Annotated in this window: 19 protein-coding genes; 4 read left to right on the top strand and 15 right to left on the bottom strand. The window is 57.9% G+C overall.

All coding sequences use genetic code 11. The annotated features are described in order from the left end of the window. Positions 1–13 precede the first annotated feature (13 nt). From BLV48_RS10900 to BLV48_RS10850, 11 genes are all read right to left on the bottom strand, one after another. On the bottom strand, positions 14–682 hold the full coding sequence (locus tag BLV48_RS10900) for a riboflavin synthase (protein ID WP_091826817.1): 669 nt from the start codon (positions 680–682) through the stop codon (positions 14–16). Further along, positions 682–1,827, bottom strand: a complete 1,146-nt coding sequence (gene ribD, locus BLV48_RS10895) for a bifunctional diaminohydroxyphosphoribosylaminopyrimidine deaminase/5-amino-6-(5-phosphoribosylamino)uracil reductase RibD (RefSeq protein WP_091826816.1) — start codon at positions 1,825–1,827, stop codon at positions 682–684. The genes BLV48_RS10900 and ribD overlap by 1 nt, the downstream gene beginning before the upstream one ends. Beyond that, positions 1,820–2,281 carry a transcriptional regulator NrdR gene (gene nrdR, locus BLV48_RS10890; RefSeq protein WP_091826815.1) on the bottom strand — a complete coding sequence of 154 codons (462 nt, stop codon included), beginning with the start codon at positions 2,279–2,281 and terminating at the stop codon, positions 1,820–1,822. The genes ribD and nrdR overlap by 8 nt, the downstream gene beginning before the upstream one ends. A 98-nt stretch (positions 2,282–2,379) precedes the next feature. Further along, positions 2,380–3,636, bottom strand: a complete 1,257-nt coding sequence (gene glyA, locus BLV48_RS10885) for a serine hydroxymethyltransferase (protein WP_091826814.1) — start codon at positions 3,634–3,636, stop codon at positions 2,380–2,382. A gap of 318 nt (positions 3,637–3,954) precedes the next feature. Further along, complete coding sequence (locus BLV48_RS10880; RefSeq protein ID WP_091826813.1) at positions 3,955–5,301, bottom strand: DUF58 domain-containing protein; 1,347 nt, start codon at positions 5,299–5,301, stop codon at positions 3,955–3,957. Then, complete coding sequence (locus BLV48_RS10875; RefSeq protein WP_091826812.1) at positions 5,298–6,281, bottom strand: AAA family ATPase; 984 nt, start codon at positions 6,279–6,281, stop codon at positions 5,298–5,300. The genes BLV48_RS10880 and BLV48_RS10875 overlap by 4 nt, the downstream gene beginning before the upstream one ends. Beyond that, positions 6,278–7,597: a DUF4350 domain-containing protein gene (locus BLV48_RS10870; protein ID WP_091826811.1), complete on the bottom strand. Its 1,320-nt coding sequence runs from the start codon at positions 7,595–7,597 to the stop codon at positions 6,278–6,280. Before BLV48_RS10870 ends, BLV48_RS10875 begins: the two co-directional genes overlap by 4 nt. Then, the gene (locus BLV48_RS10865; RefSeq protein WP_091826810.1) at positions 7,597–9,117 is read right to left on the bottom strand and encodes a DUF4129 domain-containing protein; all 1,521 of its coding nucleotides are present in this window, start codon (positions 9,115–9,117) and stop codon (positions 7,597–7,599) included. Before BLV48_RS10865 ends, BLV48_RS10870 begins: the two co-directional genes overlap by 1 nt. After that, positions 9,104–10,075, bottom strand: a complete 972-nt coding sequence (locus tag BLV48_RS10860) for a stage II sporulation protein M (protein WP_091826809.1) — start codon at positions 10,073–10,075, stop codon at positions 9,104–9,106. Before BLV48_RS10860 ends, BLV48_RS10865 begins: the two co-directional genes overlap by 14 nt. Before the next feature lie 12 nt (positions 10,076–10,087). Further along, entirely contained in the window at positions 10,088–10,783 is a 696-nt protein-coding gene (locus BLV48_RS10855; RefSeq protein ID WP_091826808.1) for an RDD family protein, read from the bottom strand. Between the two features lie 16 nt (positions 10,784–10,799). Beyond that, positions 10,800–11,291, bottom strand: coding sequence for a DUF4234 domain-containing protein (locus tag BLV48_RS10850; RefSeq protein WP_091826807.1), 492 nt, complete (start codon positions 11,289–11,291; stop codon positions 10,800–10,802). Positions 11,292–11,466: 175 nt separating this feature from the next. Here BLV48_RS10850 and ettA point away from each other — a divergent pair, with 175 nt between their 5' ends. Beyond that, entirely contained in the window at positions 11,467–13,125 is a 1,659-nt protein-coding gene (gene ettA, locus BLV48_RS10845) for an energy-dependent translational throttle protein EttA (RefSeq protein ID WP_091826806.1), read from the top strand. A gap of 88 nt (positions 13,126–13,213) precedes the next feature. Here ettA and BLV48_RS10840 read toward each other — a convergent pair whose 3' ends face one another. After that, on the bottom strand, positions 13,214–14,323 hold the full coding sequence (locus tag BLV48_RS10840) for a GGDEF domain-containing protein (protein WP_254775022.1): 1,110 nt from the start codon (positions 14,321–14,323) through the stop codon (positions 13,214–13,216). Positions 14,324–14,483: 160 nt separating this feature from the next. Here BLV48_RS10840 and BLV48_RS10835 point away from each other — a divergent pair, with 160 nt between their 5' ends. Then, complete coding sequence (locus BLV48_RS10835; RefSeq protein WP_091826804.1) at positions 14,484–14,867, top strand: PilZ domain-containing protein; 384 nt, start codon at positions 14,484–14,486, stop codon at positions 14,865–14,867. Here the strand turns inward: BLV48_RS10835 and radA are convergent, their stop codons facing one another. Then, on the bottom strand, positions 14,868–16,241 hold the full coding sequence (gene radA, locus BLV48_RS10830) for a DNA repair protein RadA (RefSeq protein WP_091826803.1): 1,374 nt from the start codon (positions 16,239–16,241) through the stop codon (positions 14,868–14,870). A gap of 138 nt (positions 16,242–16,379) precedes the next feature. Between radA and BLV48_RS10825 the strand changes: the two genes are divergently transcribed. Beyond that, entirely contained in the window at positions 16,380–17,657 is a 1,278-nt protein-coding gene (locus BLV48_RS10825) for an O-acetylhomoserine aminocarboxypropyltransferase/cysteine synthase family protein (RefSeq protein ID WP_091826802.1), read from the top strand. A 58-nt stretch (positions 17,658–17,715) separates the two neighbouring features. Beyond that, a complete protein-coding gene (locus BLV48_RS10820; protein ID WP_091826801.1) occupies positions 17,716–18,258 on the top strand; it encodes a glutathione peroxidase in 543 nt (180 codons plus the stop codon). Between the two features lie 14 nt (positions 18,259–18,272). On the opposite strand, the gene BLV48_RS10815 is transcribed toward BLV48_RS10820, so the two are convergent. Both BLV48_RS10815 and BLV48_RS10810 read right to left on the bottom strand, forming a co-directional pair. Further along, the gene (locus BLV48_RS10815) at positions 18,273–18,740 is read right to left on the bottom strand and encodes a methyltransferase family protein (protein WP_091826800.1); all 468 of its coding nucleotides are present in this window, start codon (positions 18,738–18,740) and stop codon (positions 18,273–18,275) included. A gap of 3 nt (positions 18,741–18,743) precedes the next feature. Then, positions 18,744–19,760 (bottom strand): ribonuclease Z, encoded by a 1,017-nt coding sequence (locus BLV48_RS10810; RefSeq protein ID WP_091826799.1) that lies wholly within the window; start codon positions 19,758–19,760, stop codon positions 18,744–18,746.

The following is a 19,760-nucleotide window of genomic DNA, read 5'->3' as shown; positions in this document are numbered from 1 at the left end:
CTCTCCCGCCGCATCAGCGACGCATGAATCCGTGTTGAGCCAGCATCGCCAGTGTCAGGCTGCCTGCTGTCTCGTCCTCGGCCTGTGGAGCCGCAGCTCCGATCAGGCGTTCAAGATAGCGGGCAATGATATCCACCTCCAGGTGGACCCGACGACCGGCGCTGTAGCGGTCGATAATCGTTTCCTGTGCCGTGTGCGGCACGATATTGAGCCAGAAGCAGTCGCCATCGAGGCTGTTGACTGTCAGACTGACCCCATCCACTGTGATCGAGCCCTTGGCTGCAACATAACGCTGAATGGATACCGGCATACGAATTTTCAGTTGCACCGAGCGGGCATCATCCGCCCGCTCGACCACGGTACCCACCGCATCCACATGACCGGTGACAATATGCCCGCCCAATCGGCTGTCCGGACGCAACGCCTTTTCCAGGTTGACCGCCTCACCTGGCTCCAGCTCCTCAAAGCGGGAATGAGCAAGGGTTTCAAGCGACACATCGGCAATAAAGCCATCGCCCGGCAGTTCCACGGCGGTCAGGCAGACGCCATTGGTAGCGATGCTGTCACCCAGTTTCACATCGGACAGATCAAGGCCACCGGTGCGCACATACAGCCGCATGTCTCCACCGATCATTCGTTTGTCGGCAATTTCACCGATCGCTTCGATGATTCCGGTAAACATCAGTTAATTTCTCCGTCGCAGCTCAGGGTCAGACGCAGGTCTTCACCCAGCATACGACTGTCGGTCAGTTTAAGCCGTTGCTGCTGTGCCATGCGCTCCAATGGCAACTCCAGTAACGGACGCGCCGAACTGCCCAGCAGCGTAGTGGCCATATACAGTACCAGTTCGTCCACCAGGCCCGCCTGCAGCGCCGCACCGGCGAGGGTCGCACCACATTCCAGCAACAGCTCGTTGCACTGGTACTCTTCAGCCAACAGCACCAGCAGCGCACCCAGATCAACTCGCCCCTCGGTGCCTGGCAGGCTCAGCATACGCGCCCCGGGCTGTATCAGAGCCGCGGCGCGAGGATGATCCTGCGACAGTGCGGTGGCAATCAAAATTTCGCCGGGCAAGCTCAGAAGTTTCGACCCTGCCGGCAGACGCAGCTGGCTGTCCAGTACCACTCGCAACGGCTGACGGCTTGCCGCCTGCTCAGCCAGTTCGGGCGACAGCCCCAACTCGGGGGCACGCACAGTCAGTGAAGCGTTATCATGCAAGACGGTTTCAACGCCGGTGACAACAGCCGAGCTGCGTGCGCGCAGTCGCTGCACATCAGCACGAGCGGCTGCGCCTGTGATCCATTGTGACTCGCCGCTGCGCATGGCCGTACGTCCATCCAGACTAGCCGCCAGCTTCAATCGAACAAAGGGACGCCCCCGTTCCATCCGGCTAATGAAGCCGGGGTTGAGCCTGCGTGCCTCTGCCTCCAGCAGCCCCGAGGCCGTGGTGATCCCTGCGGCGGCAATACGCGCCAGCCCCTGCCCGGCCACCAGTGGATTGGGATCCTGCATGGCCGCGACAACCCGGGCCACACCTGCCTTGACCAGCGCATCCGCACAGGGTGGCGTACGGCCATGATGACTGCAGGGCTCCAGTGTGACATAGGCGGTAGCACCCACAGCCTGCTCACCGGCCATACGCAGGGCATGAACTTCGGCATGGGGTTCGCCTGCCTTAAGGTGAGCGCCTTCACCGACCACAACACCATCACGCACCAGCACACAGCCGACACGCGGGTTGGGGTCGGTGGTGTATAGCCCCTGCTCGGCCAGTTGCAGCGCATGCGCCATGTAACGGTGGTCGTCGCCGCTGAAATGATCAGTCATGCTCCGCTCCAGACAGGCGCTCGATCTCTTCACGGAATTCGTTGATATCCTGGAAGCTGCGATAGACCGAAGCAAAACGCACATAGGCGACTTGATCCAGCTTGCGCAACTCAGCCATAACCGCTTCACCCACCTCCCGCGAAGGTAACTCACGTTCACCCGTGGCACGGAGGCGTTGTTTGATGCGGGTGATGCAGGCTTCGATCTCTTCGATGCTGACCGGACGCTTTTCCAGCGCCCGCTGGATACCGGCGCGCAGTTTTTCTTCGTCAAAGGGCTGGCGCGAGCCATCGGTCTTGATGACACGAGGCATCAGCAGTTCGGCGGTCTCGTAGGTGGTAAAACGCTCATGGCAGCTGATGCATTCGCGCCGCCGTCGGATCTGCTGCCCCTCGGCCACCAGCCGGGAGTCGACAACTTTGGTTTCATGGGTGCCACAAAACGGACAGTGCATGGGTTGCCTCAGCGAAAGAGCGTTTCCCCGAAGGGTCAAGGAGGGGACAGGCCCCAAACAAAAAGGGCGGCCGCAGCCGCCCCTGCTATTCTACCGGCTTACTTGTAAACCGGGAAGCGGGCACAGATTTCCTGTACCTGGCCCTTCACGCGCGCAATGGTATCGTCGTTACTGATGTCGTCGAGGATATCGCAGATCCAGTTCGCCAGCTGCGCCACTTCCTCTTCCTTGAAGCCACGACGGGTCACGGCCGGAGTGCCGATACGCAGACCAGAGGTCACGAACGGCGAACGCGGATCGTTCGGCACGGAGTTCTTGTTCACGGTGATGTTGGCACGGCCCAGCGCCGCGTCTGCATCCTTGCCGGTGATGTCCTTGTTGATCAGGTCAACCAGGAACAGGTGATCTTCAGTACCGCCGGAGACGATATTGATGCCACGATCCAGGAACACCTTGGCCATGGCCTGAGCATTCTTGACGACCTGAGCCTGGTAGGCTTTCCACTCGGGCTCCATCGCTTCCTTGAAGCATACGGCCTTAGCCGCGATGACGTGCATCAGCGGGCCGCCCTGAGATTCCGGGAATACCGCGAAGTTCAGCTTCTTCTGCAGCTCTTCATCCGCGTTGGAAGACAGGATCAGGCCGCCACGCGGACCGCCCAGTGTCTTGTGAGTGGTGGTGGTAACAACATCTGCGAAGGGCAGCGGCGTCGGGTATACGCCGGCAGCCACGAGGCCTGCGATGTGGGCCATATCGACGAACAGATAAGCGCCAACCTTGTCAGCGATCTCGCGGAAACGTGCCCAGTCCACGATCTGTGAGTAGGCAGAGAAGCCGGCCACGATCATCTTCGGCTTGTTCTCAACCGCCAGACGCTCGACCTCATCGTAATCGATGGAGCCGGTTTCCGGGTTCAGACCGTACTGAACGGCCTTGTAGATACGACCGGAGAAAGATACGGCAGCGCCGTGAGTCAGGTGACCACCGTGAGCCAGACTCATGCCCAGCACGGTATCGCCCGGCTGGCACAGCGCCATGTACACGGCAGCATTGGCCTGGGAGCCGGAGTGCGGCTGGACGTTGGCGTAGGTAGCGCCAAACAGTTCCTTGGCACGTTCGATCGCCAGCTCTTCAACCACGTCGACGTATTCGCAACCGCCGTAGTAACGCTTGTGGGGGTAGCCTTCAGCATACTTGTTGGTCAGGACCGAGCCCTGAGCTTCCATCACACGCGGGCTGGTGTAGTTCTCGGAAGCGATCAGTTCGATGTGCTCTTCCTGACGCGTCGCTTCGGACTGCATCGCAGCGAACAGATCCGGATCAAAACTGGCGATAGACATATCTTTGCTAAACATTGCTGTCCCCTGAAGTGGCAAAAGTAGCGGCAAAGTCGGCGCAGGTAGTGATGGACTGACCTGTAGCTGCCTCGAAAAAGATGCGCATTATAGTCTAAAAATCATACGGAAGGCACATGAAAAGGGGTCAGTCCATTGCGCAAATGATTCATCTTCGCAGGAGTAGACATGACTCATGCCTGTCAACGTCATCACCTGCGTAACAAAAGCATCCATTTCGACCACGAAGAGATACCCTGGAAGGCACGGGAGATGCTTGACCACTCACGCCTGTGCCAGACGCCATGAGCGTGGATCGCTATTCGCCACCTCACCAATCTACAATTTGCCTGAACGTTTCAACAGCAAATACTGCTCAACCAACGCCACATGCAACTGTTGTGGCGGCGCATCGACAGCAATGACACCCTGCCTCTGCAACCACTGAATGACCTGCTCACGCTGCTCACGATACAGCGCCCGGGCACAGTAGTTAAGTGTCTCCTGACGCCCCGCTTGAGTCGACAGCTCCCTATCAAGGTAACTTTCGCGCAGGCAGGCCAACATCACCAGATGCCTGCGTGCCAGTAATTTGACTGCTAGCTGCAAATCATTGCTGTCATCATCCCTGAGATTGGTCACTATCACGACCAACGCTCGTTTTTGCTGCCGCTGCATCAGCGTCCCGGCAGCTTGAACAATGTCGCTGGCTTCGGTACTGCTGTGCACGTCATACAAACTGTTCAGCAGCGCATTGATGCCCAGGCGTCCCTTCACCGGCTTTACCCAGCGACAGCTGCCGGCAAAGCCAAGCACGCCGACAGAATCGCCAGCTCCCAGCGCAATATAGGACGTCAGCAGTAATGCATTCAGCGAATGATCGAAGTGGCTTGCCTCACCATCCATCGCACGCATGCGCCGCCCGGTATCGAGCATAAACAGCACTTCCTGATCACGCTCGTCCTGATATTCCCGTGAAATCAGTCTCTGCTGACGCGCAGTCGCTTTCCAGTCGACCTGCCGAATTTCGTCACCACGCTGATATTCCCGCAACTGCTTGAACTCCTGACCGGAGCCGCGACGCTGGCTTAAGTGTGCGCCCACATGGGCAATGCGCTGCTCGTAGTCAAGAAAGTTCAGATTGGCCAGCGCCATAAAGTTGGGATATACCTTGACCCGTTGCTCTGCGGCAATCGAATAATGCCTACGCCAAAGTCCGAGCGGCGATTGCACCCGTACATCAATCGCACCAAAATGCGCTGTTCCCCGACGCACGGGGCGAGCGATGTACTCAACGATGCGACTTGCACCTGCCGGTAGTTCCAGCGCCGCCGGCAGCTGTTCTGTACTCAGTGCGTCCGGGTAATGGTCGGTACAATCCAGCCGAATTGCACGTCGACCGGGATTATCGAGTTTCAGCTTGACCGAGGCGGGAGCCCCAAGTGCCAGGTTGCCCGGCAACCTCCGCTGGGCCAGCACCTCGGGCAAGCCACACACCCAGAACGCATCTATCAGCGAGATGACACACCCTACTGACAGCAGCCCCCACCAAAGACTCCGGAGCGGCGAGGTATCCAGCTCAGTAAAGACGCGCACTACCAACAGCAGCACAGCCAAGCCCAGCAGCCCCAGAAGAGACTTCAGCAGTATCCTGTCAGGGATCAGGCCGAGGAGTGCCCTGATCATGTCCGCGGCGCATCAACCGTTTGCAGCAGCTGCTGCAACACCCGGTCAGGGGTAAACCCTTCGATTTCGCTCTCCGGTGCCAGCAGAATGCGGTGTCGCATTACCGGTAGCGCGACCTGTTTGATATCATCCGGCAGAACGAAATCACGTCCGTTCATCAATGCCCAGGCCTTGGCTGCACTGACCAGACCAATACTGGCACGGGGACCCGCGCCCTTTAGGATACTGCCAGCATTGCGGGTGGCTTGTACCAGGCTCACGGCATAGTTCAGCACCTGCTCATCGAGCGTAACACGCTCGGTTGCACGCTGCAGCTCCAGCACGTCTTCCGGGGCCAGGGTACCGGATAGGCGCTCACGGAGCGTCGCCATGTTCAGCTCTCCTCCAGTCACCTGACGTACCAACCGGGTTTCGTCCTCGAACGCGGGGTAGTCGATAAAGACCTTCATCAGAAAGCGGTCCAGCTCCGCTTCCGGCAGCGGATAGGTGCCCTCTTGCTCAATCGGGTTTTGGGTCGCCAATACCATAAAGGGAGGTGCCAACGCGTAGGCTGTGCCTTCTATGGTCACCTGATGCTCCTGCATCACTTCAAGTAGCGCGGCTTGAGTCTTGGCAGGCGAACGGTTGATTTCGTCCGCCAGCAGCAAATTGGTGAACACCGGTCCACGGCGTACGTGAAAGCGCCCTTCTTTCATGTCATAGATGGAGTGACCAGTCATGTCGGCGGGCATCAGGTCCGGGGTGAACTGGATCCGACGGAACTGCCCGTCAAAGCAGGTGGCAAGCGCTCTTACCAGTAGTGTTTTGCCCAGACCGGGCACCCCTTCGAGCAGCACATGACCACGACACAGCAATGCCACCAGCACCTGGTCAATCACATCATCCTGCCCAATCAGCATGGACTGGATATTGCGACGAAGGAAATCGACTTTCTCAGTCAGTTCGTTGGTAGCCTGTAAATCTTCCGTTTCCATGGTCATAGTCGGTTCCTGATCCTGATTAGAAGTTGCACTGTATCGACCAGCTCAGTCGCGTTGTAGTGCTCCCGGGGCATCAGTGCCTGCGTGGCCTCTTCCGGTTGCAGTGTGGCCAGCCGCGTAATCGCTTCGCACTGCCGCTCCGGCGACAGCCGCTCAAACCCCAGCTGCAAACGGGCTGCTCGCTGCGTAATCTGACGCCGTAGTGGAGCCAGCAGGTAATCGACCTGCCCATACTGATAATGAAAGCGAGCGACCGCTTCTACATGCTCGCCCAAACTGCGTCGCTGTTGCAGACCCGGCCGCCTGATCGGACCAAAACGCCGCCCCAGGTGCAGCAACCAGCCCAGCAGGAGCGCACTCCCGGCTAACAGTGCCTCAGGCGCATACGTCCAAATCAGTTGTGACAAGGGAGGCCACTGGCTATAACGCTGAATATGAACCCTTGCGCTGTTGCGGGTGAGCCAGCCCAGCAAGTGCGCATGATCGAACAGGCCTATGTCATAGTTGGACCAGATGCTGACATCCTTCAGCACAGCCACTTCCCCCTGACCTAAACTCAGTAGCAGCATATCCACCCCGTTCCCGGAACGAGAAACAGCCTCCACTGTCGGGTAAATACCCTCACCCGGCTCAGCAAGGGTCGGCGACAACGACATGCTACCGGCCTGTTGGATGAGCATGTTCGGTCCCCCAAGTGGAGCAAAGCGGCTCAACTGCTCCTGCTGGATATCGGCCTCGCGCTGCCGGATATTGACTCGGACCCTCTCCCGAGCACTCACGTCTGCTGCTTCCGTTTCTGATGCTTGATTCGCACGGGCCTTGTCTTCAGAAAGCTCATCGGGTGTCGGCGCGGATACAGTTGATGTTTCCGGGTCCGATGCCGTGGTTTTGCTCCTATTCAACTGCTTGCCCTGAGCCTCGTCAGACTGCTTGCGTTCTAGCTGAATGCCCAGTGCCTCGGCTAATGGCTGCGCCTCTACCTCAGAGGTGTAGGGCCAGATCAGATGACCACCGGAACGCACCCAAAGCAGCAGTTGATGCACCGCCTCAGGATCATTCGCCAGATACTCGGTATCGGTCAGCAGCAGTGTATCCTGCGCAGCCAAAGCTTCCGGGTTTACCGGATAACGGCTGTGATCGACACCCAGTCCGCGCTGTTCCAGAAAGGCGCCGGCGGCATAATAGCGGTTACGCTGTACCTCAGGACTTGGCCCGTTGTCGACAACCTCAGTATGTCTTTCCAAATTGGCAGCCACCAAGTAGCCGATCCAGACCAGCAGCAGAACAATCAGGATTCGGAGTATTGTCGCCCCCATCACTTCAGCACCTTCTGCAAAGACACCAGCAGTTGCTCAATCACGGCACGTGAAGGCAATTCATGTGCGTATGCCAGACGCAGCCACACCCTCGTCAGGCGGTCAAACACCCCGTCCAGGACCAATTCGGTATGCCGGCGAACGGCGGCCGCACATTCCAGCTCCGTATGCCAGGACTCAACTTCAACACCATGATGGTGAACCAACCGGTGTAGCGCATAGCGATACACAAGTGACAACGCCGCACGCATGTCGCCCTGATCCAGCGCCGCCGCGACCGCGGCATTGATATCCTGCGGCAGACTACCGGCATCGATGGACATACCCATCAGCACTTTGGGAGCCTCGACGACCGTCTTTTCCGGGTCCGGCAACATATCAGGTGCACGCAAATAGCGCATCAACACCCGTGCCAGCAGGATCAGCAGCACTGCGATACCAGCCCAGACAACAGCTTCTGCCACCTGAAACAGGCCCGAACCATCCAGCGACATTGCATCCTGATTATCGAGCCAATCGATCAGCCAATCACTCAACCAGTCACTGGAAGCGTCTTCCGAGGCCTCACCCTCCTTCCAGCGCCACTGAGTAACTTCCTCTTCCACCACAAAGGGCGGTGACTCCAGCAGCGTCAGCATCTCTTCTTTGGACTGTTCAGGCATCATGCTTCCCGCCGACTCGGCAGCCAGGACACCCCCTGCAGGCAGGACCGTCAACGCGGTGATCAGCAGCAAACTTCCACACAGCAGCGAGGCTAAGGTAGCCGACGATGCCGCGCTCTGCTCACTGCGCTGGCGGGCTATCCGCCGGAACAACAGATCCAGATCCCAGGCTTCCAGTTCGATGCGGCGGTTGATATACAGACAAAAGCCCCCTGCAACATAAAACGGGGCGACAACAGACATGCAGAGCAAAGCAAAGGCATTGCTGGCATGCGCCAGCAGATTCCCATCGTCACCGAGAAACAGCCAGGTATCGATTTCGATCTGATCGCCCAGCAGCATCATGACCAGCACAGGACCGGCCATCATCAACAGGAACTCGACATGCGCCAGTACTACCGTCATCCAGGATGCCGCCGAACTACAGTTGGAGGACAGTATCCGCCAGCGACTTTTCCGCTGTGGCCCTTTTTGCTTTTCCAGCACGGTAATCGGTTGACTGAAAGCGCGCCAAGGATCAAAACGGCGCCACAGCAATACAGGCAGCGCGCCAAACACCAGGGTACCAAGCAACTGTCGTCGCGTCAGACCTCGAATTGAGTGCTCATTAAACACAAAACGGCTCAACAAGAGCAGCGGCCAGCGCTCCAGCAGCGGCTTCAGCCACCAGATAACCAGCATTACCACCCAGGGGTTTTGATTGAAGACCAGACTCAGCAACAGAAAGCACAGCCCGGCAGGCACCAGCCAAGCCAGCCACAATGGTAGAAACCAGCGGCGCGCCATCAACGCACCCAAATCCACGGCTTGCCAGGGAGTGCGCACCTTTGCCCGGATCTGTAGCTCAGACAGATTCACGGCGCCCCCCTAAGTTCGAGAAGAAGCAGAACCAGAGCACAAACAGCCAAAGCAAAGCGCCTGTCCCGAGTTTGACCGCCACCGGCAGGGTACTGCTGGACGACCAAAAGGCTTCCAGAAAAGCAGCTACAAAAAGCATAAACATCGCGCCGTACATCAACTTGACCGCTTCCGCCGCTGCCCGGCGCAAGGCGTCCAGTCGCCGCCAGCGACCCGGATGAATCAGGGCATGTCCGATCATCAGCCCGGCCGCACCACAAATGACGATTGCGGTCAGTTCAAAAGCTCCATGCCCGATCACGAAGGGATAAAAGGTAATGGCAAACCCGGCACGGGTCAGGTAACCGGCCACGGCTCCCAGATAAAGCCCGTTATGGAGCACGATCAATACAGTCCCCAGACCGAAAAACATGCCTCCGGCGAATGCCTGAAAGGCAATACCGATGTTATGACTGATGTAGTAGCCAAACATGGCCAGATCGGTTTCTGCATCTCGTTCCGGCCCCAAGCGTTCGTTGGCCGGATCATACATGGACTCCAATTCGGCCGCCTGTTCGGTCGAAATCAGACTGTAGGTGAAAGTTTCACTCAGATAGGAGCCAGCGCCCATTACCAGCGCGGGCAGAATAAACAGCAACGCCGAGCAGAGCAGATAGCGACGATGCCGCCTTAAGGCGGCGACAAATTCGGCCAACGCCTGTCCCAGTCGCTGCATCGAGGCACCGGTATCACGTCGGTAGAGCAGATGATGCCCCAGCATCACCAGTCGGTTAAGACGGGCCACCAATCCTTCGGAATATTCTCTTTGACGCGCCAGTGACAGCTGGCCACAGAGTTGGCGATAGCGCTCCGGAAAGGCTGCGTCCGGCGTGCCGCCGCCGTTGAGACAGGACTCAACCTGAGTTTCAAACTGCTGCCACAGCCACTCATGCTGCTGCTCGAAGTCCTTTTCTTTCATCCTTCCATCCGCTTACTTGCGCCCCAGCAGCCAGGCTCCCATGCCTTTCAGGTGCTTGAGACTTGCACCCCCATGTTCACCGGTCAAAGGTGCCAGTAGCCCGGCCAGCTCTTCCTGTCGGGATTGACTGATCGACCCGCTTCTTACGGTCAGACTGATGATCCCCTGGCGTTCTTCCCTCGTCAGCGCCTGCTGCGGCATGATCGGCTTGATTGTATCGTCAATTTTGAAAGACGGCTGACTGTCAACGTACACAACCAGACTGCCGGCTGCCAGATCACCCAGTCGCTGGAAACGACCGGTCAGCGCCATGCTGACAAGCCCGGCGACATAGAACAGTGGCAGAAAGTCGGCGGCGCGCAACAAATTGCGAATCACGGAAGCACTCCAGCCAATGGGGGTGAAGTCTTCATTCACGACACGCAGCCCCATTGATTTTTTACCTGGGGTTTGGCCACCTTTAAACACTTCAAAAAAGACCGGATAAAACCATTCCAGCAGGAAAGTGAAGATCAGAAACAGCCCTGTTCCCAGTCCACCCAAAAATTCGGAGATAATCGCAAGCACAACATACACCAGCCCACGCCAGCCGAAATCTATCAAATACGCCAGAATACGGGGGACAGGCCCGGCCATCGTTTGGACAAAATCGATACCTTCGGGCGTTTCGACACTGCAGTGGTTATCAAGCAGCCTGGATGTCTGCATGCGATCTACCGCCGGCTTAGTTGCGCTGGTCGATATTCTGATTAATCTTGTAGTTCAGATACAGAACGTTCAAGAAGAAGGTCAGGATCGGGCCGCACCAAGTCGGCTTACCAGCGCTCTGAGTCACGCGGTTAAGACGGTTGCGGAATTTGAAGGCCCATACGATGAACATGATGGAGCTGACCAGGCTCAGCACACTGCTGACTACGGCCAAAACACCGGCACCTTCGGTAACAAAGGAGACCACCAGCGACAGCGCCATGTTAGCGACATACAGCACGACCGCTGCGCTAACAAACCCCTGCGAAATGCGGTCAGAGGAGACTTTGTTCAGCTGCTGGGTACGGCTGTACAGCCAGTAGATACTGTAAATACCCATAGTAATGATCGACAGGCCTAACACGGCCCAAGTGCTGAAACGGGTGAATGCGGACAAGTCGCCGGCGGCATGCTGGACTTCCAGTTCCGCTTCAGGTGCTACGTAGGGGTTGTCTACAACTTGGTTCATGATTCTTCCTTAAAAAGTACAGTTGAGTCTCGCTGCATGAGGCCATCCAAGCTTGGCACGAATCCTATCCCAGGCACTATTGTTTGCCAATAGGGAAAAGTCCTCAGCATGGCATTCCCCCTGCGCCAAGAGTAGAATCTTGGCTGTTTTTTAACCCCAATCTACAGGCATATTGATGGCTCAGTACGTATTTACGATGAACCGAGTGGGCAAAGTGGTACCGCCCAAGCGTGAAATCCTCAAGGATATCTCTCTGTCCTTCTTCCCCGGCGCCAAGATCGGTGTGCTTGGCCTGAACGGTGCCGGTAAATCCACCCTGCTGCGGATCATGGCGGGTGTCGACAAGGACTACACCGGCGAAGCGCGCCCCATGCCCAACATGAAAGTGGGTTACCTGCCGCAGGAGCCGGAGCTGGACGACAGCAAGACCGTGCGCGAAGTGATCGAAGAGGCCGTATCGGATGTAAAGAACGCACTGACCGAGCTGGATCAGGTCTATGCCGCCTACGCCGACCCGGATGCGGACTTTGATGCTTTGGCCAAGAAGCAGGCCGAACTGGAAAACCTGATCACTGCGAAGGACGGCCACAACCTGGATCAAGCACTGGAACGCGCCGCCGACGCCATGCGCCTGCCCTCTTGGGACGCCAAGATCGAGCACCTGTCCGGCGGCGAACGCCGCCGTGTGGCCCTGTGCCGCCTGCTGCTGGACCACCCAGACATGCTGCTGCTGGACGAGCCGACCAACCACCTGGATGCCGAGTCGATCGCCTGGATCGAACGCTTCCTGCAGGAATACACCGGTACCGTGGTGGCGATCACCCACGACCGTTACTTCCTCGACAACGCCGCTGGCTGGATTCTGGAACTGGACCGTGGCCACGGCATCCCCTGGGAAGGCAACTACTCCAGCTGGCTGGAGCAGAAAGAAGCCCGTTTGGAACAAGAGGCCAAGTCTGAAGCGTCTCACCGCAAAGCGATGAAAGCCGAACTGGAGTGGGTACGCCAGGGAGCCAAAGGCCGTCAGACCAAGTCCAAGGCGCGTCTGAAAGCATTCGAAGAGATGAACTCCCGTGAATTCCAGCAGCGTAACGAAACCCAGGAGATCTACATTCCGCCGGGGCCACGCCTCGGTGACAAAGTGATAGAGTTGCACAACGTCACCAAGTCCTACGGCGACAAGCTGCTGTTCGAGAACCTGAACCTGGCCATCCCGCCGGGTGCCATTGTCGGTATTATCGGTCCCAACGGTGCCGGTAAATCAACTCTGTTCCGCATGCTGACCGGGGAAGAGAAACCGGATTCCGGCGAGATCGAGATCGGCTCCACCGTGCAGCTGTCCTACGTTAACCAGTCGCGTGAACTGAACGGCAACAACACCGTGTTCCAGGAGATCTCCGACGGTCAGGACATCATCACCGTGGGCAACTACCAGACCCCGGCCCGTGCCTACTGCGGACGCTTCAACTTCAAGGGCTCTGACCAGCAGAAATTCGTCAAGGACCTGTCCGGTGGCGAGCGCAACCGTCTGCACATGGCCAAGCTGTTGAAGGAAGGCGGCAACGTACTGCTGCTGGACGAACCAACCAACGATCTGGATATCGAAACCCTGCGTGCACTGGAAGAAGCACTGCTGGCCTTCCCGGGCTGCGCCGTGGTGATTTCGCACGACCGCTGGTTCCTCGACCGTATCTGTACTCACATCATCGCTTATGAAGGCGACTCCAACGTGGAGTTCTTCGAGGGCAACTACAGCGAATACGCCGAGGACTACAAGCGCCGTTTCGGTAAGGATCATCAGCCAGAGCGGATCAAGTACCGCCGCATGAGCTGATCCACTTCTGATACAAAAAGGGCCACTGTCAGAAAATCTGTCAGCGGCCCTTTTTCGTTATGGCAGCGCTTCGGTTCAGCGCCGAAGATCAGTCATTCTGGCTGGGTTCGGCTGCATCACCCGCCAGACAATAACGGTCACGCCCCGAGTCCTTGGCCTGATACAGGGCTTCATCCGCTCGTTGCAGCAGACCCGAGCGATCCTCCCCCTCGATAAGGGTGGCAATACCAATACTGGTGGTAAAACTCACCTCCTCCCCGGTAGGCACTTTCAACCGGGTCTGATGACAGGCAGTGCGAATCTGCTCTGCCAGCGATATTGCCTGATTCTGATCAGTCTCTGGCAGCGTCAACAGAAACTCCTCACCCCCAAAACGCCCGGCCAGATCAGTTTTGCGTTTGGCGTGATCCTTCAAAATACGGGCAAATTGCTTTAACACAATGTCCCCAGCAGCATGGCCGTGGTTGTCGTTGAAGCTCTTGAACTTGTCCAGGTCAAACAGCATCACCGTCAGAGGCGTACGATGTGTATGTGCCTCTTCAATGTCGCCGTCCAACTGCTCCATTACCTGACGTCGGTTGGCCAGCCCGGTGAGGGGGTCACGTGTAGCCTGCCGGTACAGGATCAGCAACATGCTGAGCTGGTTCACAGAAGCCCAACCGGCAATAAGCCCCAGCACCGCCAACAGCCACAGATCGTTGAGCCCCGGCACCAGGCCGAACTTACCGGTCCAGAGCTGGGTTACCAGTTCCACCAACAGCACAAAGATGGCAAACCCGGCCACTTCGAACATCGTCAGCGGGAATATCGCCAACATGGTCATGATCATGAAGGGGAAAAAGGCGTACCCGGCCAATACCTCAGACGCAAACCCTTGCTGCAACAGCACCATATTGCTCCAGGTCTGAAACACCGTCAGTACAAGTACCAGCAGTAACAGACGAATGAGCGATATTTCGAGTCTATATGGATGAGAGAACCAGAGGCCCAACAGAAGGCAGCACGCGCTGGCAGCAAGGCGGCCATAGGCGATGGTGCTACTGACCGCTTCAGGCAGGAGCAGCCAGTCGATCAAAATCCAGCCGCTTTGCAGCACCATTAACATCCAGGCGATCAGCCTTACACGCGTGAACAGATGATGACTGCGTGTGTGGTTGAAGTAGCGCGAGTGTCGGCCCGCTCTCAGCAGATCATTCATGATTTCGAACATACCTCGCCTCGGTAACTGTCGGTTACAAGATACGCCAGACTAGCGGAAGCTGTCACAGGTCATATTGATCTGGGGCAGCCGGGCTCCACAATGTCGACAGAGTGTAATACCATGCCTGAAGTAACTTCGATCAGCGAGGATTCCGAGCGTGAATACCAACAACGAACGCCGCCGCTTTACCCGCATCCCCTTTGACGCCGAGTGTGAACTGCACAGCGACAAGGGTTCGGCCGTGGTGCAGCTGGTCGACATATCCCTTCGTGGCGCGCTGGTTGAATCAAGCCACCCTCTGCCTGTCGGCATGAATGACCACGTCAAGCTGCATCTGTATCTTGCCAATGACATCCTGATCGAAATTCCGGCCATACTCACCCACTCTCAGCCCCCCCAATATGGTTTCACCGCCGGCGAGATGGAGATCGACAGCATCACCCACCTGCGCCGCCTGGTTGAATTGAACCTGGGGGACGAAGCACTGCTGGAACGTGAGCTGGAGCAGCTGCTGTCGGATGACGAGAGCGCTCAGGTCTGATCAGATCGCATCCAGCGCTTCCGACAGGGTTTTGACCCCGACCACTTCCATACCACTGAGCGGCTCACGCGGCACATTCGCCAACGGCACGATCGCTCGCTTGAAACCATGCTTGGCCGCTTCACGAATTCGCTCCTGACCATTGGGCACCGGTCGAATCTCGCCGGACAGCCCCACTTCGCCAAACACCATCAACTCCTGTGACAGCGGCCGATCACGGAAACTGGACACAATCGCCAGCAACAGCGCCAGGTCAGCACTGGTCTCCAGCACCTTGACCCCACCCACCACATTGACGAATACATCCTGATCGCCGGTCATCAAGCCACCATGCCGGTTGAGCACCGCCAGCAGCATAGCCAGCCGGTTCTGCTCAAGGCCTACGGCCACGCGGCGCGGGTTGGACAGATGCGAAGTATCCACCAGCGCCTGCAGCTCTACTAGGAGCGGGCGAGTTCCTTCCCACACTACCATCACCACACTGCCGGGGCTGGGCTCGCTGCCACGGCTAAGGAAAATGGAGCTGGGGTTCTTCACCTCTTTGAGGCCGTTTTCCATCATGGCGAACACGCCCAGCTCGTTGACGGCTCCGAAACGGTTCTTGTGGCTGCGAAGCGTACGGAAGCGGCTATCGGATGATCCCTCCAGCTGCAACGAACAGTCGATCATGTGCTCCAGCACCTTGGGGCCAGCCAGCGAGCCGTCTTTGGTCACATGACCGACCAGGAACAGCACGGTACCAGTTTGCTTGGCGTAGCGGGTCAGAAACGCAGCGCTTTCGCGTACCTGTGATACCGAGCCCGGTGCCGATTGTACATCGGTCACATGCATCACCTGAATGGAGTCGATCACCATCACCTTTGGCTGCAATTCATTGGCCAGGTCACAAATGGTTTCTACCGAGGTTTCCGACAGCATCTGCAACTGGTCTGCTTTCAACCCGAGTCGTGCCGCGCGCATCGCCACCTGTTGCAACGACTCCTCACCGGTGATGTACAGCGCGGGCATCTGCGCCACCAGATGGCACATGGTCTGCAGCAGCAGGGTACTCTTGCCCGCACCGGGGTGGCCCCCGATCAACACTGCCGAGCCCGGCACCAGGCCGCCCCCCAGCACCCGATCCAGTTCACTGCTGCCACTGGAAAAACGCGGCATCTCTTCCAGCGCCACCTCACTGAGGCTGACCACCTTTTTCTGCTTGCCGGCACCTCCGGCATACCCCTCAAACCGATTGCTGCGGGCACCACCGGCATCAGAGCCTAAACGCACTTCCGTAATGGTGTTCCAGGCCCCGCAGGCGTTGCACTGCCCCTGCCACTTGCGGTAGTCGGCGCCGCAATCATTGCAGACAAAGGCGGTTTTCGGTTTGGCCATCGGGGTGTCTCCTGAAGCGTTAGGGTTTACACTGAGCATCTGTTCACGTGGACTCGATTGTAGCAAGCGGCGGTGTCTCGGGTCAGCCTCGGCCCCCGAACACCACCGCCGGATCAAAACAACAAGGAACCAATCCCAATGAAACTGGAAACACTCGCTCTGCATGCAGGTTATGAGACTGACCCGACCACCAAGTCGGCGGCCGTACCCATCTACCAGACCACCTCCTATGCATTCGATGATGCCCAGCACGGTGCCGACCTGTTCGACCTTAAGGTGCCTGGTAACATCTACACCCGTATCATGAACCCCACCAACGATGTGCTGGAAAAGCGTGTCGCTGCACTGGAAGGCGGAATCGCGGGGCTGGCTGTTGCATCCGGCATGGCGGCCATCACCTACACAGTGCAGACACTGGCCGAAGTGGGTGACAACATCGTATCGACCAGCGAACTGTACGGCGGCACCTACAACCTGTTTGCGCACACACTGCCGCGTCAGGGTATCGAAGTGCGCTTCGTCAACAAGGATGATTTCGCCGGACTGGAAAGCAAGATCGATGCCCGTACCAAGGCGATCTACTGCGAATCGGTCGGCAACCCTTCCGGCGGCATCGCCGACATCGAAAAGATGGCCGAAATCGCTCACCGTCACGGTGTACCGCTGGTGGTGGACAACACCGTCCCCAGCCCGTCACTGTGGCGCCCAATTGAACAGGGTGCCGACATCATCGTGACCGCCGCCACCAAATATATCGGTGGCCACGGTACCACCATCGGCGGCGTGATTGTCGATTCCGGCAAATTCCCCTGGGCCGAGAACAAGGAGCGCTTCCCGCTGCTGAACCAGCCGGATGTATCCTACCATGGCGTGGTCTACACCGAAGCATTCGGCCCGGCCGCCTTTATCGGCCGCGCCCGTGTGGTGCCGCTGCGTAATATGGGGGCAGCCCTGTCACCGATGAACGCCTTTATGTTGCTGCAGGGTCTGGAAACCCTTTCCCTGCGCATGGAGCGCATCTGTGAGAACACACAGAAGGTGGCCGAATACCTTGAGAACCATCCAGACGTCACTTGGGTGAACTATGCTGGCCTGCCTAGCCACAAGGATTACGCCCTGGCGCAGAAGTACATGGACGGCAAGGCATCCGGTATTCTCAGCTTTGGTCTCAACTCAGGCCGCGAAGGTACGCGCAAGTTCTATGACGCTCTGCAGATCTTCCTGCGCCTGGTGAACATCGGTGACTGCAAGTCGCTGGCCTCCATTCCGGCCGAGACCACGCATCGCCAGCTAAATGACGAGGAACTGAAATCCGCCGGCGTTTCACCGGAAATGGTACGCCTGTCAATCGGCATCGAGCACGTTGATGACTTGATCGCCGATCTGGATCAGGCTCTGGCTCAGGCCCACAACTGATCTGACACTCTGAACCGTACAGCCGGGGCATGCGTAACAGTCGAAAACGGAGAACAAAATGAAACGTTTACTGACAACCCTGTGTGCCCTGCTGTTCGGACATTCCGCTTCGGCTTCAGAGCCCAACACCGATGCGCTCTATCACCACCAACTTAAACGACTGCATTCAGCCGAAGTAGTCGACCTGCGCGAGCGCTTTGCCGGAAAGCCCATGCTGGTGATCAACACTGCCAGCTTCTGCGGCTTTACCGGCCAGTTTGAAGGATTGGAAGCGCTGCATCAGCGCTACAAGGATCAGGGATTGATGGTGGTTGGCTTTCCGTCGGATGATTTCAATCAGGAAGCCAAAAACGAGGAAAAAAGCGCCGAGGTCTGCTTCGTCAACTTCGGCGTGACCTTCGACATGTTCAGCCCGATTCACGTCAAAGGCGACAATGCTCACCCCATCTTTCGCGAGATTGCCCGCCAGAGTGACACCCCGCCGCGCTGGAACTTCTACAAGTACGTGATCGATCGTGATGGCAAAGTCACGGCGGCGTTTTCCAGCATGACATCCCCTGACAGCGACAAACTTAGAAAGGCAATTGAAGCTGTTCTTTGATGCTTACAGGCCGGTTACATCCAGCGTCTTGTTGTACGACAATATGCATCATACTCTTCACCAAACAGTTCCTGCAGCACTCGCTCTTCCGGCCGGATCTGAAAGCGGGTGATATAGACCACAAACCCCGCCAGCCAGAGCGGCGACAGCAGGTGCCCGAGTTGCAGCATCCATGCGGTCAGCAACAGCAGAAGCGCCAGATACATCGGGTTTCGGCTGAGCTTAAACACGCCGTAGGCCACCAGACAGCTGGTTTTTTCAGGGCAGTGCGGATGCACCGTAGTGCGCGCACGAAAGCAATGTAACACCGCCAAGGTACCCATAACACCTGCCAGAACCACCGGAACCAAAATCCACAACAGAGGCAGTTGGAACAACACCCCGCCCGGCCAGAGCCAGGCCCCAAACCAGCCAAGACCCGCTGCCGTCAGGAACACCAGCGGTGGCGGTATCAGCAGTTCAAGCGGGTGTTGTTTGCGCATGCTTTATTCCCTATTCGATACAGTGTGATTCGACCGCTGATCTCTGGCTTGCTCGCTCAAAAGAGATACCTCGCCATTACGGGCTATACCATAGGTCTCAAAATCCTGCGCCAGATAAAGCGTGCCGCTGTAATGGTGTGCAGCTTCTGCACGCAGCAGCTCGATCGACAGATCGCGTGGACGCCTGGGCTTGAGCAGATAACGTGGGCTGAAATGGGTCAGCAGCAGCGCCGGGATAGCGCGCGCCTCGGCGAAGCGTGCCACCTGGGCAGCACAGCTGTGCTGCGGCTCAGGTCCTACCTGCTGCAGCACCTCTTCAGTGTAGGTCGCCTCATGCACCAGCAGCTGCACGCCCTCACAGGCCTCACCCAACAGTTCAGGTTGGTCGTTGTCACCGGCGACCACCACTGCCCGCGCAGGATGCGAGGCGATGCAGTATTCCCGCCCATCCAGCTCACGACCATCGGGTAACGTCACGTGCTCGCCCTGCTGCAAGCGGCCATACAACGGCGATGGCATCACCCTTTCTGTCTGCAGACGCTCGGTATCCAGCCGTACCGGGACATGAGCTTCCTGCAGCCGATAGGCCCAGCTCTCGGTACGATGGCTGAGTTCAGTCGCCGTGATGCTGAAGCCACCCCGTTCCAGCTCCAATGTACGGGATACCTCAACAAACTCCAGCGGATAGTCGATGCGCAGCTCGGTATGCTCAATCACGGCCTGCAGATAACGCCAGACCGCCGCCGGCCCCACCAGTGTCAGCGGCGCCGTACGCCCATTCAGCTGACAGGATGCAAGCAGCCCCGGCAAGCCGTAACAGTGATCGCCATGCACATGGGTGATCAGAACCGCCTGCAACTGCAGCGGTGACAGGCGAGTACGCAGCAGCTGATGCTGGGTCGCCTCACCGCAGTCCACCAGCACCCACTGCCGCCCTCGCTCGGGCTGAATGGCGGTAGCACTGACATTGCGCTGTCGGGTGGGGGCGCCGGATGAGGTGCCAAGAAAGGTGAGTTGCAT

It is taken from the genome of Marinobacterium iners DSM 11526 (assembly GCF_900107855.1).
Classification (GTDB): Bacteria; Pseudomonadota; Gammaproteobacteria; order Pseudomonadales; family Balneatricaceae; genus Marinobacterium; species Marinobacterium iners.
Note: the sequence above shows the minus strand (reverse complement) of the source record. Positions and strands in the feature narration are given on the sequence as shown.

What these genes read in the sequence shown, in the direction of transcription:
- BLV48_RS10855 (WP_091826808.1), bottom strand. Translation starts at nt 10,783, where the DNA reads ATGCAGACATCCAGGCTGCTTGATAACCACTGCAGTGTCGAAACGCCC.
- BLV48_RS10880 (WP_091826813.1), bottom strand. Translation starts at nt 5,301, where the DNA reads ATGATCAGGGCACTCCTCGGCCTGATCCCTGACAGGATACTGCTGAAG.
- ettA (WP_091826806.1), top strand. Translation starts at nt 11,467, where the DNA reads ATGGCTCAGTACGTATTTACGATGAACCGAGTGGGCAAAGTGGTACCG.
- BLV48_RS10850 (WP_091826807.1), bottom strand. Translation starts at nt 11,291, where the DNA reads ATGAACCAAGTTGTAGACAACCCCTACGTAGCACCTGAAGCGGAACTG.
- BLV48_RS10810 (WP_091826799.1), bottom strand. Translation starts at nt 19,760, where the DNA reads ATGCAACTCACCTTTCTTGGCACCTCATCCGGCGCCCCCACCCGACAG.
- BLV48_RS10815 (WP_091826800.1), bottom strand. Translation starts at nt 18,740, where the DNA reads ATGCGCAAACAACACCCGCTTGAACTGCTGATACCGCCACCGCTGGTG.
- BLV48_RS10875 (WP_091826812.1), bottom strand. Translation starts at nt 6,281, where the DNA reads ATGACCATGGAAACGGAAGATTTACAGGCTACCAACGAACTGACTGAG.
- BLV48_RS10825 (WP_091826802.1), top strand. Translation starts at nt 16,380, where the DNA reads ATGAAACTGGAAACACTCGCTCTGCATGCAGGTTATGAGACTGACCCG.
- BLV48_RS10840 (WP_254775022.1), bottom strand. Translation starts at nt 14,323, where the DNA reads ATGAATGATCTGCTGAGAGCGGGCCGACACTCGCGCTACTTCAACCAC.
- BLV48_RS10820 (WP_091826801.1), top strand. Translation starts at nt 17,716, where the DNA reads ATGAAACGTTTACTGACAACCCTGTGTGCCCTGCTGTTCGGACATTCC.
- radA (WP_091826803.1), bottom strand. Translation starts at nt 16,241, where the DNA reads ATGGCCAAACCGAAAACCGCCTTTGTCTGCAATGATTGCGGCGCCGAC.
- ribD (WP_091826816.1), bottom strand. Translation starts at nt 1,827, where the DNA reads ATGACTGATCATTTCAGCGGCGACGACCACCGTTACATGGCGCATGCG.
- nrdR (WP_091826815.1), bottom strand. Translation starts at nt 2,281, where the DNA reads ATGCACTGTCCGTTTTGTGGCACCCATGAAACCAAAGTTGTCGACTCC.
- BLV48_RS10870 (WP_091826811.1), bottom strand. Translation starts at nt 7,597, where the DNA reads ATGGGGGCGACAATACTCCGAATCCTGATTGTTCTGCTGCTGGTCTGG.
- BLV48_RS10860 (WP_091826809.1), bottom strand. Translation starts at nt 10,075, where the DNA reads ATGAAAGAAAAGGACTTCGAGCAGCAGCATGAGTGGCTGTGGCAGCAG.
- glyA (WP_091826814.1), bottom strand. Translation starts at nt 3,636, where the DNA reads ATGTTTAGCAAAGATATGTCTATCGCCAGTTTTGATCCGGATCTGTTC.
- BLV48_RS10900 (WP_091826817.1), bottom strand. Translation starts at nt 682, where the DNA reads ATGTTTACCGGAATCATCGAAGCGATCGGTGAAATTGCCGACAAACGA.